This window comes from Allobosea sp. BE125 (genome assembly GCF_031456075.1).
Classification (GTDB): domain Bacteria; phylum Pseudomonadota; class Alphaproteobacteria; order Rhizobiales; family Beijerinckiaceae; genus Allobosea.
In genome coordinates, this window is the sequence record NZ_JAVDTY010000007.1 from 335,256 (window position 1) to 348,472 (window position 13,217).

General features: G+C 66.5%; 15 protein-coding genes. 2 read left to right on the forward strand and 13 right to left on the reverse strand.

Annotation, left to right across the window (positions count from 1 at the left end):
* Positions 1 to 151 precede the first annotated feature (151 nt).
* On the forward strand, positions 152 to 748 hold the full coding sequence (locus J2Y55_RS17920) for a PadR family transcriptional regulator (RefSeq protein ID WP_310156217.1): 597 nt from the start codon (positions 152 to 154) through the stop codon (positions 746 to 748).
* Between the two features lie 40 nt (positions 749 to 788).
* Positions 789 to 1,106: a DUF2218 domain-containing protein gene (locus J2Y55_RS17925; protein WP_310156220.1), complete on the forward strand. Its 318-nt coding sequence runs from the start codon at positions 789 to 791 to the stop codon at positions 1,104 to 1,106.
* Between the two features lie 57 nt (positions 1,107 to 1,163).
* Here the strand turns inward: J2Y55_RS17925 and J2Y55_RS17930 are convergent, their stop codons facing one another.
* The 13 genes from J2Y55_RS17930 to J2Y55_RS17990 all read right to left on the reverse strand — a co-directional run bounded on the left by J2Y55_RS17930 (position 1,164) and on the right by J2Y55_RS17990 (position 13,018).
* Positions 1,164 to 1,784 carry an O-methyltransferase gene (locus J2Y55_RS17930; protein WP_310156223.1) on the reverse strand — a complete coding sequence of 207 codons (621 nt, stop codon included), beginning with the start codon at positions 1,782 to 1,784 and terminating at the stop codon, positions 1,164 to 1,166.
* Between the two features lie 157 nt (positions 1,785 to 1,941).
* The gene (locus tag J2Y55_RS17935; protein ID WP_310156226.1) at positions 1,942 to 2,907 is read right to left on the reverse strand and encodes a catechol 2,3-dioxygenase; all 966 of its coding nucleotides are present in this window, start codon (positions 2,905 to 2,907) and stop codon (positions 1,942 to 1,944) included.
* An 86-nt stretch (positions 2,908 to 2,993) separates the two neighbouring features.
* The gene (locus tag J2Y55_RS17940) at positions 2,994 to 3,728 is read right to left on the reverse strand and encodes an ABC transporter ATP-binding protein (RefSeq protein WP_310156230.1); all 735 of its coding nucleotides are present in this window, start codon (positions 3,726 to 3,728) and stop codon (positions 2,994 to 2,996) included.
* Positions 3,721 to 4,476, reverse strand: a complete 756-nt coding sequence (locus J2Y55_RS17945; RefSeq protein ID WP_310156233.1) for an ABC transporter ATP-binding protein — start codon at positions 4,474 to 4,476, stop codon at positions 3,721 to 3,723. The genes J2Y55_RS17940 and J2Y55_RS17945 overlap by 8 nt, the downstream gene beginning before the upstream one ends.
* Complete coding sequence (locus J2Y55_RS17950) at positions 4,473 to 5,498, reverse strand: branched-chain amino acid ABC transporter permease (protein WP_310156236.1); 1,026 nt, start codon at positions 5,496 to 5,498, stop codon at positions 4,473 to 4,475. Before J2Y55_RS17950 ends, J2Y55_RS17945 begins: the two co-directional genes overlap by 4 nt.
* Positions 5,495 to 6,349: a branched-chain amino acid ABC transporter permease gene (locus J2Y55_RS17955; protein ID WP_310156239.1), complete on the reverse strand. Its 855-nt coding sequence runs from the start codon at positions 6,347 to 6,349 to the stop codon at positions 5,495 to 5,497. Before J2Y55_RS17955 ends, J2Y55_RS17950 begins: the two co-directional genes overlap by 4 nt.
* Before the next feature lie 4 nt (positions 6,350 to 6,353).
* The gene (locus J2Y55_RS17960; RefSeq protein ID WP_310156242.1) at positions 6,354 to 7,043 is read right to left on the reverse strand and encodes a 4-carboxy-4-hydroxy-2-oxoadipate aldolase/oxaloacetate decarboxylase; all 690 of its coding nucleotides are present in this window, start codon (positions 7,041 to 7,043) and stop codon (positions 6,354 to 6,356) included.
* Complete coding sequence (locus tag J2Y55_RS17965) at positions 7,040 to 7,765, reverse strand: PIG-L deacetylase family protein (RefSeq protein WP_310156245.1); 726 nt, start codon at positions 7,763 to 7,765, stop codon at positions 7,040 to 7,042. The genes J2Y55_RS17960 and J2Y55_RS17965 overlap by 4 nt, the downstream gene beginning before the upstream one ends.
* Before the next feature lie 26 nt (positions 7,766 to 7,791).
* Complete coding sequence (locus J2Y55_RS17970) at positions 7,792 to 8,907, reverse strand: 4-oxalomesaconate tautomerase (RefSeq protein ID WP_310156246.1); 1,116 nt, start codon at positions 8,905 to 8,907, stop codon at positions 7,792 to 7,794.
* Between the two features lie 3 nt (positions 8,908 to 8,910).
* Complete coding sequence (locus tag J2Y55_RS17975) at positions 8,911 to 9,894, reverse strand: Bug family tripartite tricarboxylate transporter substrate binding protein (protein ID WP_310156249.1); 984 nt, start codon at positions 9,892 to 9,894, stop codon at positions 8,911 to 8,913.
* A 31-nt stretch (positions 9,895 to 9,925) separates the two neighbouring features.
* On the reverse strand, positions 9,926 to 11,104 hold the full coding sequence (locus tag J2Y55_RS17980) for an ABC transporter substrate-binding protein (protein ID WP_310156251.1): 1,179 nt from the start codon (positions 11,102 to 11,104) through the stop codon (positions 9,926 to 9,928).
* Between the two features lie 69 nt (positions 11,105 to 11,173).
* Entirely contained in the window at positions 11,174 to 11,995 is an 822-nt protein-coding gene (locus tag J2Y55_RS17985; RefSeq protein ID WP_310156254.1) for an NAD(P)-dependent oxidoreductase, read from the reverse strand.
* 117 nt (positions 11,996 to 12,112) lie between these two features.
* On the reverse strand, positions 12,113 to 13,018 hold the full coding sequence (locus J2Y55_RS17990; protein WP_092178148.1) for a LysR family transcriptional regulator: 906 nt from the start codon (positions 13,016 to 13,018) through the stop codon (positions 12,113 to 12,115).
* Between the last annotated feature and the right edge of the window lie 199 nt (positions 13,019 to 13,217).

The following is a 13,217-nucleotide window of genomic DNA, read 5'->3' on the forward strand; positions in this document are numbered from 1 at the left end:
AGCCTGACACCGAAATCAACCGAACGCCGCGCCCCATACCATTCCGCTTTGCTGCTCGGGAAGCCGTCTTCGTTCGCGATGAAGCGAGCCTCTTGTAATTCAGATATTCTGCGATATATCGTAGACGCATCTTAAAATGGAGAACCTCAAGATGGATTTCACTCGTCACTCACATCGAAGCCACCGCGGGCATCCGCATTCCCGTGAATTCGCCCAGCACCGCTCGCGCGATTCCCATCATTTCGGCCATGAATGGGGCCGGGAGCGCGGAGAACGCGGCGGCGGCCGCAGGCGCGTCTTCGATTCCGGCGATCTGCGTCTCGTCCTGCTCAAGCTGATCGCCGATCAACCGCGCCATGGCTACGACCTGATCCGCGCGATCGAGGAAGCCTCGGGCGGCAGCTATGTCCCCAGCCCAGGCGTCATCTATCCCGCGCTGTCGATGCTGCAGGATCTCGGACATATCGGCGAGGTCGCCTCGGAAGGCGCGCGCAAGGCCTTTGCCGTCACCGAGACGGGCAAGGCCGATCTCGCCGTCAATGCGGACAAGGTCGAGTCCCAAATGGCTCGCCTCGCCGCGATCGCCACCATGCGCGAGCGCACCGATGGCGGGCCGGTTCGCCGCGCCATGGAGAACCTTAAGGTCGCGCTACGGGGCCGTCTCGGCGGCAGCGATTCCGACCAGGCCATCGTTCACGACATCGCCGCGATCCTCGACGAGGCTGCGCAGCGGATCGAACGGCTTTGAAGAGAACAGGCCGGGCGGGCTACCCCACTCAGGAGAGACCATGACCGTTTCCAGCATCGCGCGCGTGCCAACCGAAAATGGCAGCCGCTATCTCCAGCAGCTTTGCAAGCATTGGAGCCATAATCTCGAGGTCACGTTCACGCCCCGGGTGGGGCGGGTGACCTTTCCGCGGGATGTGCGCGGCGCGGATTGGCCCGGCGACGCCACGCTCGACCTGCAAGCCCATGACGACAATCTCGAATGCCGCATCGAGGCCAGCGTTCCCGAGCAGCTCGCTGCGCTGAAAGGCGTCGTCGCCAGCCATCTCGACCGCTTCGCCTTCCGCGAGGCGCCGCTGCACTTCGAGTGGCAGGATTGAGGGCCAAGGTTGAGGGGCAGCCGGCGCGTCGCCCGATCATCGACGCGTGACTGGCGGCTACGGCCTGTCGAAGCGGCTGACCTCCAGCCCCGCTCCGACCGGCAGCAGGATGCTGCTCATGCCGGGCTTGGCGCGCACAGCCTCGACATAGCGCAGGGCGCCGTCCTTGCCCGGCCGGATAATGTTGTCGGCGACGATGATCGCGCCCGAATTGAGCTTGGGATAGAACACCTCCAGGCAGGGCAGGTAGAACTCCTTCCAGAGATCGATCAGCACGAAATCGATCCCGTCTGGAAGCTCGGTGATCATCCGGACCGCATCGCCGATTTTGAAGTCGACATGCTCAGCCAGCCCAGCCTGTCCCGCCATGTCGCGCGCATGGGCTGCTTTGTAGTCGTGCAGCTCCATCGTCGTCAGCCGCCCACCGGCTGAGCGCGCAGCTTCCGCCAGCCAGATGGTCGAATAGCCGTAGGATGTCCCCAGTTCGAGGATGTTCGGCGCCCTCAGGCTGCGCGCCAGGATGTTGATGAGTTGCCCGCTCTCCGGCCCCACGGACAGCAGGAACTGATCGCGCAGGGCATCCTTGAGGCCGGCCTGCGCTGCGGCCTGCCTCGTCCCGAGCTCTTCCTGCATCCGTGCATGATAGGTTTCGAGCACGGTGGTGACGGCCTCGTCCATCGATCGATCCAAGTGAAGCGCAAAGATGTGAAAAGCAAAACCAGGCAGCCGGAACCACCGCGCTCGGTGGAACCGCCGTCACCTGCGGACAAGCCACTCAAACAAGGCAGGGACGCGGCATCTCGGAGCGACGATTCCAGAGATCGGCCAGGCCGCCTCAATGTCCCGCTGTCGGCACGGGCGGGGTGCCATGGGTGTGGAAGCTCTCGATCGTCTTCAGCCCCCAGGCCTGCCCTTTTTTCCGTTCGGTTTCAGTCCAGGTCACGGTCTGCCAGTCGGGATCGAGGATCAGGCGCGCGCCGGCATTGGCGATTTCGACGCGGTTGCCGGCCGGCTCATAGGCATAGAGGAAGAAGGTCTGCTGGACCGCGTGCTTATGCGGCCCGGTCTCGATGAAGACGCCGTTCTCGAGAAAGATATCGGCGGCCTCCAGCACATGCTCGCGCTGGTCGACCGCATAGGTGACATGGTGGAAGCGGCCCAGGCTGTCGGTGTGGTCGCGCGTATAGGCGATGTCGTAGCTCTTGTTGTTGACCGTAAACCAGCAGCCGCCGACCTCGCCTGAATCGAGCACGATCTGCTCGGTGACGCGGCTGCCCAGCGCTTTCGGCAGGAAGTCCCGGATTGCTGCCACGTCGCGCGCCAGCAGATTGAGATGGTCGAGGCGGCGCACGGCGCAGCCCCGGCCATGGTTGCGCTGCGGCTGGTTCTTCAGGGCCGGCTTTTCCGCGGGCGGCGCGACATATTTGTGGGTGTCGAAATAGATCTCGAAAATGTGGTCGTCGGGGTCGCGGAAACGGAAGGCCCGTCCATGGCCGAGATCGCCTTCGACCCAGCCGATGCCAGCGCCGAGCGCCTCGATTGCTTCGACCCGCCGCAGCAAGGCCTGCTCGCTCGTGGCGCGGTAGCCGATATGGCCGACGCCGGTGGTGTTCGAGACCGTCAGCTTCAGCGTGTGGAACTCGTAATCGTCCCAGGCTCGCAGATAGACGCTATCGCCCTCGCGGCCGGCTTCGGTCAGGCCGTAGACATTGACGAAGAAGTCGAGGCTGGCCTCGGGCTTGTCGGTCAGGAGTTCGACATGCGCTAGATGGGCGATGTCGTGGATCGGTTCCGGCCTCATGGCGTCTGCTCCCGCTGGTCTTTGGCCATCGATGCGGCCTGCTTTTGATCGTGCTCGTTCGAGCCGGTGGTTGCGATTGGAAGCGCCTAGGCGGCGCGGTCGGATGGCGGCCCGGCCTGATGCGTGACGCCGAGATGGCGTTGCAGCGTAGCGGGGTCGGCGAGCAGCGTCGCGCTGGGCGCCGCATGCACCACCCGCCCGCGCTCGATGATGATGGCGTCGTCGGTCATCTTGAGGATCTTCTGTGCGTGCTGCTCGACGATGATCCCCGAAAGCCCCTCTTCCGCGAAGATGCGCTTCAGCGCCCTGAGCAGTTCCTCGACGATGATCGGCGCCAGGCCTTCGGTCGGTTCGTCGAGCAGGAGGAGCTTCGGGTTCAGCACGAGCGCGCGGCCGATCGCCAGCATCTGCTGCTCGCCGCCGGACAGCTGGTGACCGAGATTGCGCTTGCGCTCCGCCAGGCGCGGGAACATCGCGAAGACGCGCTCCGGCGTCCAGGGGCCGGGCAGGGCGACGGCGGTCAGGTTCTCGGTCACGGTCAGGGAGCGGAAGATGTTGCGCTCCTGCGGCACCCAGCCGATGCCGGCGAGCGCCCGGCGCTCGGGCTTGAGCCGCGTCAGCGCGACGCCGCCGAGATTGACCTCGCCCGCCGTCCGGCGGGTGACGCCGACGATGCTGTTGATCAGGGTGGTCTTGCCGACGCCGTTGCGGCCGAGCAGCGCGAGCGAGCGGCCCTCGCCGAGCGAAAGGCTGACATCATGCAGGATCGCCGCCTCGCCATAGCCCGCGCACAGGCTGGTGATGGAAAGCAGGTCAGGCATCGAGGCTCTCCCCGAGATAAGCCGCGCGCACGGCGGGATCGGCTGCGATGGCGGCCGGTGTTCCGTCAGCGATGACCGTGCCGTTGACGAGCACGGTGATGCGGGTCGCGAAGCGGAAGACGAGGTCCATGTCATGCTCGATCAGGAGCACGCTGACATCGGCGGGAAGATCGGCGACGGTTGCGAGCAGGTCGCGGCGTTCGGCCTCCGGCACGCCGGCTGCCGGTTCGTCGAGCAGGAGCACACGCGGCCGGGCGGCGAAGGCGGCAGCGATCTCGAGCTGCCGCTGCTTGCCATAGGGCAAGGTCGTGATGGGCTCCCCGATCACATCGTCGAGCCGGAAGCGCTCGGCGATCGCAGCCGCCTCCCGCGCCAGATCGCCGCTCTTGTCGAGCTTCTGCCAGAGCTTCAGCCCGAGATCGTTCTGCTCGCAGAGGACGAGCAGCAGCATGTCGAGCGGCGTCATCGACTGGAAGAGCTGGTTGATCTGGAAGGTCCGGCTCATGCCGAGGCGCACGCGCGCTTCCGGCTTGGCTGTGGTGATGTCGCGCCCCTCCAGCAGGATCCTGCCTGCGCTGGGTTTGAGTACGCCGGTGAGCTGGTTGACGAGCGTCGTCTTGCCGGCGCCGTTGGGGCCGATCAGCGCATGGCGGGCACCGCGCTCGATCGTCAGCGAGACGTCGTTGGTCGCGACGATCCCGCCGAAACGCTTGACCAGCCCGATGGTCTGGAGCGCCGGCGCAGTCATGGCGCTCTCCGTGAGACGAGCTTCGCAAGCGCCGCGCGCGACCTGGCCAGCAGGCCGTGGAGGATCTCGCGGCCGCCGAGCACGAAGACGACCAGCAGAAGGCCGATCCAGAACTGCCAGTATTGCGGCGTCGCCAGCGAAATCGCGTCCTGCAGCACCTTGAACAGGATCGCGCCGATGATGCCCCCATAGAGCCAGCCGGCGCCGCCGATGATGACGACGAGCATCAGATCGGCCGAGCGGTGGAACTCCAGCACGTCGAGCGAGACGAATTGCGTCGTCTGGGCCATCAGCGCGCCCGCCGCGCCCGCATAAGCCGCCGCGATCGTGTAGACCATCACGATCCGGCCGTTGATCGCCACGCCTGTCGCCGAGGCCCGCAGCGGGTTGTCGCGGATCGCGCGCAGCGACAGGCCGAAGGGGGAGGCCATCATCCGCCGCGCTGCCAGGAACAGGACGAACAAGACTGACAGCGAATAGAGATAGGCCGTCCGCCCCTGCAGGTCGAAGGGGAACAGCCCGAGCAGCGGGCCCATGCTGATGCCTTGCAGGCCGTCCGCGCCGCCTGTGATCGTGCTGAAGCTGTTGGCGAGCTCGAATAGCAGCAGGGCTATGCCCAGCGTCACCATGAGCCGCGTCAGATCGGTGCCGCGCAGGACGAGGAAGCTCGTGAGAAATCCGAGCAGCGCTGCTGCGAGCACTGCGACGACAAGCCCCGTGAGCGGGTCGGCATTGACATGCAGGGCAAAGAGCCCGGCCGCATAGGCGCCAGCGCCGAGGAAGGTGGCATGGCCGAGCGAGACGATGCCGGCGAAGCCGAGGATCAGGTCGAGCGACAGGGCAAACAGCGCCAGGATCGCGACCTCGTTCAGGAGCAGCATGCCGCGTGGGAGCAGGAAGGGGGCGGCGGCAGTGAGGCCCCAGAAGACGACCTCGCCCAGTTTCCAGCGTCGCCGCAGCGACAGGGTCTTGCCGACCAGATCGCTCAGCGCCGGACGCGGTGTGTCGAGAGCCACGGTCATCGCGGCACCGCGAACAGGCCTTGCGGGCGCAGGAACAGCACCGCGACCATCAAGGCATAGATCAGGAAGGCGCCGAGCTGGGGCACGTAATATTTGCCGGCGACATCGACGACGCCGATCAGCAGCGCAGCCGTGAAGGGCCCGGTCAGGCCCGAGCGGCCGCCCACGGTCACGACGATCAGGAAGTAGATCATGAATTTGAGCGGAAAGGTCGGGTCGAGCCCGAGCATCTCGACCCCGAGCGCCCCGCCGAGCCCGGCGAGGCCCGAGCCGACGGCGAAGGTCAGCGAGAAGATCACGCCGACATTGATGCCGAGCCCGCGCGCCACTTGCTGGTCGTCGACCGCCGCGCGCAGGCGGCTGCCGAAGCGCGTGCGCACCAGCACATATTGGAGTGCGATGGTCAGGGCGACGCAGATCGCGATCACGAAGCTGCGGTAGCGCCCGATGCCGATGCCGGCGATGTCGAAGCGGCCCTGCAGCCAGGCCGGCAGGCGGATGAGCTGCTGCTGCGAGCCCATGACATAGTCGACCGCCGCCACCACCATGAAGACGAGGCCGATCGAGAACAGCACCTGGTCGAGATGGCTCTTGGCATACATCGGCCGGTAGATCGTCCGCTCCAGCACGGCGCCGATGGCGGCCGGCACCAGGAAGGCGAAGGGCAGCGTCGCGACGAAGGGCACATCGTAGCGCTGCATCAGCACGACCGTGACATAGCCGCCGGCCATGGCGAAGGCGCCATGGGCCAGGTTGACGAAGTTCATCAGGCCGAGCGTCACGGCCAGGCCCGAAGCCAGGATGAACAGCAGCATTCCATAAGCCACGCCGTCGAACAGGATCGTCAGCATGGCCTCACCCTTCCGGGTCGTCGCGATAGACGAGACCGGCCTTCGCCAGCCCCTCGCGCATCGCATACATGTCGAGGCCGAGTTCGCCCGACGCCAGGCGCCGGCGCTTCTCCTCCTCATTCGCCTCGCGCTTGCGGGCGGCTGCGGCAACAGTTGCCGCATCCAAGCGCGGCACCACGACGACGCCGTCATCATCGGCGACGATCACATCGCCGGGATGGATGAGCGCGCCGGCGCAGATGACGGGAACATTGACGCTGCCCGGCGTCGCCTTGACCGTGCCCTTGGCCGAGATCGCCCGCGACCAGACCGGGAAGCCCATTTCGGTGAGCACGCGGACATCGCGCACGCCGGCATCGATGACGAGGCCGATGCCGCCCCGGGCCTTGAGCGAGGTCGCGAGCAGGTCACCGAACATGCCGTCGGTGTTGTCGGTGGTGCAGGCGACGACGAGGATATCGCCCGGCTTCACCTGCTCGATCGCGACATGGATCATCCAGTTGTCGCCGGGCTGTGCCAGCACGGTAACGGCGGAGCCGGCGATGAAGGCTCCTGGATAGATCGGCCGCATATAGGGCTTCAGCAGCCCGCTGCGCCCCATCGCCTCATGGGTCGTGGAGACGCCGAGTTCGGCCAGGTCCGCGATGTCGGAGGCGGCGGCGCGCTTGTTGGTGCGAATGACGACGGGGGTCATGCCAGCGCCTCCAGCGCTTCGGGGAAGAGCCGCTGATAGGCTTCGCCATAGGTCATGGCCTTGCCGGAATTGCGCCCGCCCTGCATGCCGCGGTTCAGCGCCACGCGGGTGTAGTACTCCCAGAGATGCTTCTGGGCGGCGAGGATCTCGAAGGCCTGGCGCTTCGCTTCCCAGACCTCGTCGATGTTGAGGATCACGTCCGGCTTGAAGTTGCACTGCTCGGGCTGGTGCGGCTCGAACAGGAAAAGCGGCGGGGCGGCATAGGCCCGCTCCGGATCGGGCTTGTGGCCGGCGGCCTGGGCGATGATCCGCGCCTCCTGGGCGAAGCGCGTCGCCTCGGGGTGGTCGACATTATAGGGGTCTTCCAAAGCGTGGGTCAGCACGAAGCTCGGCCCAAGCTCGTGGAAGATGTCGATCGCGCGATCGAGCATGGCGTCCGTGGTGCGCAGCGGGTAGTCGCCGGCATCCATGAACTCGATCTCGGCGCCGAGGATCGCGGCGGCCCGTTCCGCTTCGTCGCGGCGCTGCGCCTTGACGTCTTCCATCTTCACGCCCGCCTTCTTCCAGGCGAACTGGCTCTCGCCGCGCTCGCCATAGGAGAGGCAGAGGATTTTCACGCGAAAACCGCGCTTGGCATGGAGCGCGATCGCACCGCCGGCCCGCCAGACGAAATCGCCGGGATGGGCGGTGATCACCAGACCTGTCTTCTGCAGGCTCGACATATCTCGAATATCCTCTCGTCTCGGGTTCATTCGGCGGCGCGCAGAGCGCCGCCTGTGTTTTGCTCGAGGGCGCGCGCCGGCACGAAGGCCATGCCCTCCATCAGGATGCGCGCGGTGCGTAAAAGCCCGGCCCGCTCGACGACCGGGCGCTCCGCAGTGCCGCCCATGGTCAGGTGGACGGTGAACTCGCCGGTGGGATGCTCGACCGAGATCGAGCGTTCGCGCCCCGCCGGCATGACGACGACCGAGGCCGCCGGCGAGCCGGGCAGAGCTGCGGCGGTCGCGACCGTGACGGCCGCAAAAACGCCGATCGAGGCATGGCATTCATGGGGAATGAAGCTGCGCGTCGCGATGGCGCCGCCTTCGCGCGGCGGCGCGACCAGGGCGATCTTGGGCACGACCTTCGCCGAGACATCGCCGAGATTCATCAAGGGACCGGCGGCAAGGCGGATGCGCTCGAGCCGGGCCTTGAGCTCAGTGTCCTTGTCCAGCGCCTCGCGCGATTCATAGCCGTTGCGCCCGACATCGGCCGCGCGCAGCACGATCACCGGCATGCCGTTGTCGATCAGCGTGACCTCGACGCCATCGACGATGTCGACAGCGTTTCCGGTCGGAAGCAAGGCGCCGCAGACCGAGCCTTCGGTGTCGAGGAAGCTGATCCTGATCGGCGCCGAGGTGCCGGGCACGCCGTCGATGCGCGCATCGCCATCGGCATTCGCCTGGCCGTCAGCGGTCTCCAGCACCAGATCGGCGATCGTGCCGGTGTTCAGCGTCTTGACCCGCACGGTCGTGGATGCGCCCGTAGCAGCGACGAGCCCGCGCGCGATGGCGAAGGGGCCGATGCCGGCGAGGATGTTGCCGCAGTTCGGCGTCGTGTCGACCTTGGCCGTCTCGATGCCGACCTGCGCGAACAGGAAATCGATATCGCAGCCGGGTTCGCTCGAGCGCGAGACGATCGCGACCTTGCTGGTCAGCGGATGCGCGCCGCCGAGCCCGTCGATCTGGCGCTTGTCCGGCGAGCCCATCACCGCGAGCAGGAACGCATCGCGCGCGGTCGGGTCGGTGGGCAGGTCGTCGCTGAGGAAATAGGCGCCTTTCGAGGTGCCGCCGCGGATCAGCATGCAAGGGGTCGCGCGTTGCATCGCTCAGCCTCCCGCCGTGATGTGGGCTTTGGTGATGACGTCGCGCCACAGCACGAGCTCGGAGGCGATCAACTTGCCGAAGCCGTCGGGCGTCTCCGGCCGGGCGATCGCACCGTCGCGGCTGAGCGCGGCGGAGAATTCCGGTTCGCCGAGCAGGATATTGATCTCGCGGTTGAGCCGGGCGACGATCTCCATCGGCGTGCGCCGCGGCGCGACGACGCCATACCACTGGACCGCCTCGAAATCGGGCAGGCCGCTCTCCGCGATGGTGGGCAGGTTCGGGGCGAAGGGGACGCGGTCGCGATTGGCGACGGCCAGAACCTTCAACTGGCCGCCTTCCGCGAGAGGCAGCACCGCCGGCCCGCCCGTCAGCGTGAAATCGATGGAGCCGGCGACGAGGTCATTCACGGAGGGAGCGGTGCCGCGATAGGGCACATGCACCGCCTCGATCCCGGCGCGGAAGCAGAGATAGGCGCCAGCGATATGGGCGGCACTGCCCTGACCGCCGGAGCTGTAGTTCAGCTTGCCGGGATTGGCCTTCGCATAGGCGACGAATTCCTGGAAACTGTTCACCGGGAGCTTGGGATTGATCGCCAGCACATTGGGCAGCATCGCGACCAGCGCGACCGGCTGGAAATCCTTCACTGGGTCGTAGGGCACGTTGGGATAGAGCGAGGGCGAGAAGGCCAGCGTGCCGATATGGCCCATCATCAGCGTGTATCCGTCCGCCTCCGCCTTGGCGACCTGGCCGGCGGCGTTCATGCCGCCCGCACCTGGACGGTTCTCGATCACGAAACCCTTGCCGGGGATGGTGCGCTCGAGCTTGTTGGCGATCAGGCGCGCCAGCACATCCGTGCTGCCGCCGGGCGTGAACGGCACCACGAGCCTGATGATCTGCGACGGCCAGGGAGACTGGGCTATCAGCGGCCCTGAGCCGGAGAAGCCGGCGAGGCCGAGCCCGGCCAGAACGCTGCGTCGGTTGATCATGATCCCGTCCCTCCGTGCCGGTGCCGTCCGCTCAGGCCTTGACCTTCGCGGGATCCTTGACGTTGGGCACCGTCGCGAACTCGACATTGAAGAGCTCGCCATTCACCCGCTCGACGCGCCGGATGTAGATGTTCTGGATCGGCTCGCGGGTTTCGGGGTCGATGCTCAGGGGGCCGCGCGGGCTCTGCCAGGACAGGCCCTTCATTGCCTCGACGAGCGCTTCACCACCGGTCGCGCCGCCGGTCTTCTTCAGGGCCTCGTAGATCAGGTGCATGCCGTCATAGGCGTGGACGGCGATGTGGTTTGGCCGCGTGCCGGCCTCCGCTCGGAAAGCCTTGCAGAAGGCTTCGTTCTCGGGGCCGGGATGGGCGGCGGAATAATGGTGCGAGGTCACCATGCCGAGCACGGAATCGTCCATCTGCGTGATGATGTCGTCCTCGGTGACGCTGCCCTCGCCGAGGACGCGGATACCGGCCTTGTCGAGGCCGCGCTCGACGAACTGCTTCATCAGCGCAGCACCCAGCCCGGTCGGCACAAAGACGAACAGCGCGCCGGGCTTGGCATCGGCGGCGCGCTGAAGGAAGGGCGCGAAGTCGCGGTTGGCGAGCGGGGCGCGGATGGTTTGGGCGATCTCGCCGCCGAGCGCCTTGAAGCGGTTGTTGAAGCCGGCTTCCGCATCGATTCCGGGCGCATAATCGGCGACCAGGCTCACCACCTTGCGCACGCCATTGGCATAGGCCCATTCGGCCAGCGGCACCGTGGTCTGGGCCTGGGTGAAGGCAGTACGGATGATGAAGGGCGAGCGCTCTGTGACCACGGAGGTCGCCGACATCATCACGATCTGGGGCACCTTCGCCTGCGTCGCGAGTGGCGCGACGGCCAGCGCCAGCGGCGTCAGGCCAAAGCCCGCCAGCACATGGACGCCGTCATTGGCGACCATCTCCTGGGCGATGCGGCGCGTCACATCGGCGACGCCGGTGTCGTCGCGCAAAATGAGCTGGACGCGCTTGCCGGCGACCGTCTCGCCCTTCTGCCGCATATAGAGCCGCGTGCCGGCATCGAGCATGCGCCCTGTCGAGGTAAAGGGCCCGGTCATCGGCGCGATGAGGCCGATCTTGATCGTGTCGGCCTGCGCGAAAGCGCGCGGCGCGGCGGCGGAAACCATCGAAAGGCTCGCTCCTGCGAGCAGCGAGCGGCGATTGAGCGACATGGTGCGTTTCCCTCTTAATCTTACTTTTTGAGTTGGTTGGACAGGCTTCGGGCTAGCTGCGACCCTGGGCTAGCTGCGACGGGCACCCCGCTGCTGGCTGTCGGCGACGGCGCGGGCCAGCCCGGGATCCAGCCCGAGCGCGGCGAGCATCTCGCCGGCTTCACGCATTTCCGCTGCCCGGCGGACGCCATGCGTCGCGACGCGCTCGCGCATGTCGGCAGACAGCGCGTGGAAATCGATCGAGGGGAATGTTGCGTGGAGGCTCGCGAAGACCGCATCCTTCACATCCCAGGCTTCGCTGGCCGCCGTGCAATCGACCATCAGCGCCTCAAGACCCTTGATCATGATGCTGCGGCACAGCTTCATCGCCGAGGCGCGGCCATGGACCTCCGAGACGGGCGTCAGATTCATGCCCAGGCTGTTGAGCGAGGCCGAAATCGGTTCGGCGAGCGGGCCGCCGGCCAGGATCGGCACCTTGATGCCGGGCTTGAGCACGGGGGCCATGACGGCACCCTCGACATAATCCGCTCCGCCGGCTTCGACGGCCTTCGCCGCGCGCTGCTTGGTCGATGGCGCGGCCGAGTTGACGTCGAGGACGACCTGGCCGGGCTTCAGCCACAGCGCGGCCTGGGCTGCGACGGCTTCCGCCCTATCGGCGGTCACGGCCGAGAACAGGATGTCGGCGCCGGCGCAGGCCTCTTCGAGCGATGCCGCGGTCGCGACGCCGATGGTGCTTGCCGCCGTCTCTAGCTTGTGTCCCGCTTCCGATCCGAACAGCACGTCATAGGCGCGAATGCGCACGCGGCCGCTGGCGAGCAGCCCGCGCGAAAAGGTCTGCCCGACCTCGCCGAATCCGATGAATGCGATCGTTGCCGGTGTGGCTTCAGCCATCCGTCGACCCCTTGCTTGTGCGTTTCCATGTCCCGCGACAAGCCTGGGGCCAGGCTATTGTTACTTCAAATGATCAGTTTGCAGCGATTGATGATTTTCATGCAGCAATGACGGCAATCAGCGCACCGAGACGCTGCGCTTGAGGGCCTCGCTGATCAGCTTCAGGAGATACCGGGCAGGGGGCTTCAGCGGCAGGTTCTTGCGGGTGATGATGCCGAGCGTGCGCGTGACCGTGGGCGAGCGCAGCGGGATCGCGACGAGCTCGCCGGCATCGACGATGTCCAGTGCGAGCTGCGGCACGATCGCATAGCCGATGGCCGAGCGAACCAGGCTGACGGCGGTGATGACGCGCTGCACCTCATAGCGCCAGGTCAGCGTCTCGCGGCGCGATCCGAGCGCATCGTCGATCAGGATGCGGTTGCCGGTCTCGGCGCTGATCCGCACCAGCGGCAGCCCCTGCAATTGCGCCCAGGTTAGGGATTCGGACTGAGCGAGTGGCATGCTGCGATGGCAGACGAGCAGGAAGGGCTCCTTGACCACCGGCTTGAGCTCGAGGTCCCAGCGATTGGCCGCGACGATGGTCACGCCGAACTCCGCCTCGCCGGACTGCACCTTGCTGGCGATCTCGGAGGCCGAATTGTCATGGACCCTGACCCGGAAGCCGTCATAGCGCTTCTCGAATTCGGCGATCACGCCGGGCATGCAATGCATCGCCACCGTCGGCAGGCAACCCATGACGACCTGCTCGCCGCTGTCCTTCGCATCGGCCCGGACTTCGTCGATCGCGGAGCCGAGCTCCTCGAAGATCTTGCGCGCCCGCGGCAGCAAAGCGAGGCCGGCGGGCGTGAGCGAGACCTGCCGGGTCGTGCGCAGCAGGAGCGGCGTTGCAAGCGATTCCTCGAGCTTGCGGATGCGATGGCTGAGCGCGGTCTGCGACAGGTTGAGATGCGAGGCCGCCGCCCGGAAGCTGCCGCGTTCGGCAATGCTGACGAAAGCCTGCAGGCCCAGGACGTCCATCCTCATCGCAGCCAACTCCATTGTGATCGAGCCGCAACCTAGGCTCAGGATTCGTCCTGAGCCAGACGCTGATCGCTGGGAAGAGGGGAGCGGGCCGCTTTGAACCTAGATGTGAGCTCTCAATAGGTTGTCCATCCGGTCCCGAGCGAGGAAGCTGAGGTTGCGAAGCTTCAGAGCCCTCGGGGAGGAACCGGATGAACATCCA

What these genes read in the sequence shown, in the direction of transcription:
- J2Y55_RS17935 (WP_310156226.1), bottom strand. Translation starts at nt 2,907, where the DNA reads ATGAGGCCGGAACCGATCCACGACATCGCCCATCTAGCGCATGTCGAA.
- J2Y55_RS17940 (WP_310156230.1), bottom strand. Translation starts at nt 3,728, where the DNA reads ATGCCTGACCTGCTTTCCATCACCAGCCTGTGCGCGGGCTATGGCGAG.
- J2Y55_RS17980 (WP_310156251.1), bottom strand. Translation starts at nt 11,104, where the DNA reads ATGTCGCTCAATCGCCGCTCGCTGCTCGCAGGAGCGAGCCTTTCGATG.
- J2Y55_RS17975 (WP_310156249.1), bottom strand. Translation starts at nt 9,894, where the DNA reads ATGATCAACCGACGCAGCGTTCTGGCCGGGCTCGGCCTCGCCGGCTTC.
- J2Y55_RS17950 (WP_310156236.1), bottom strand. Translation starts at nt 5,498, where the DNA reads ATGACCGTGGCTCTCGACACACCGCGTCCGGCGCTGAGCGATCTGGTC.
- J2Y55_RS17985 (WP_310156254.1), bottom strand. Translation starts at nt 11,995, where the DNA reads ATGGCTGAAGCCACACCGGCAACGATCGCATTCATCGGATTCGGCGAG.
- J2Y55_RS17920 (WP_310156217.1), top strand. Translation starts at nt 152, where the DNA reads ATGGATTTCACTCGTCACTCACATCGAAGCCACCGCGGGCATCCGCAT.
- J2Y55_RS17925 (WP_310156220.1), top strand. Translation starts at nt 789, where the DNA reads ATGACCGTTTCCAGCATCGCGCGCGTGCCAACCGAAAATGGCAGCCGC.
- J2Y55_RS17990 (WP_092178148.1), bottom strand. Translation starts at nt 13,018, where the DNA reads ATGAGGATGGACGTCCTGGGCCTGCAGGCTTTCGTCAGCATTGCCGAA.
- J2Y55_RS17965 (WP_310156245.1), bottom strand. Translation starts at nt 7,765, where the DNA reads ATGTCGAGCCTGCAGAAGACAGGTCTGGTGATCACCGCCCATCCCGGC.
- J2Y55_RS17960 (WP_310156242.1), bottom strand. Translation starts at nt 7,043, where the DNA reads ATGACCCCCGTCGTCATTCGCACCAACAAGCGCGCCGCCGCCTCCGAC.
- J2Y55_RS17970 (WP_310156246.1), bottom strand. Translation starts at nt 8,907, where the DNA reads ATGCAACGCGCGACCCCTTGCATGCTGATCCGCGGCGGCACCTCGAAA.
- J2Y55_RS17930 (WP_310156223.1), bottom strand. Translation starts at nt 1,784, where the DNA reads ATGGACGAGGCCGTCACCACCGTGCTCGAAACCTATCATGCACGGATG.
- J2Y55_RS17955 (WP_310156239.1), bottom strand. Translation starts at nt 6,349, where the DNA reads ATGCTGACGATCCTGTTCGACGGCGTGGCTTATGGAATGCTGCTGTTC.
- J2Y55_RS17945 (WP_310156233.1), bottom strand. Translation starts at nt 4,476, where the DNA reads ATGACTGCGCCGGCGCTCCAGACCATCGGGCTGGTCAAGCGTTTCGGC.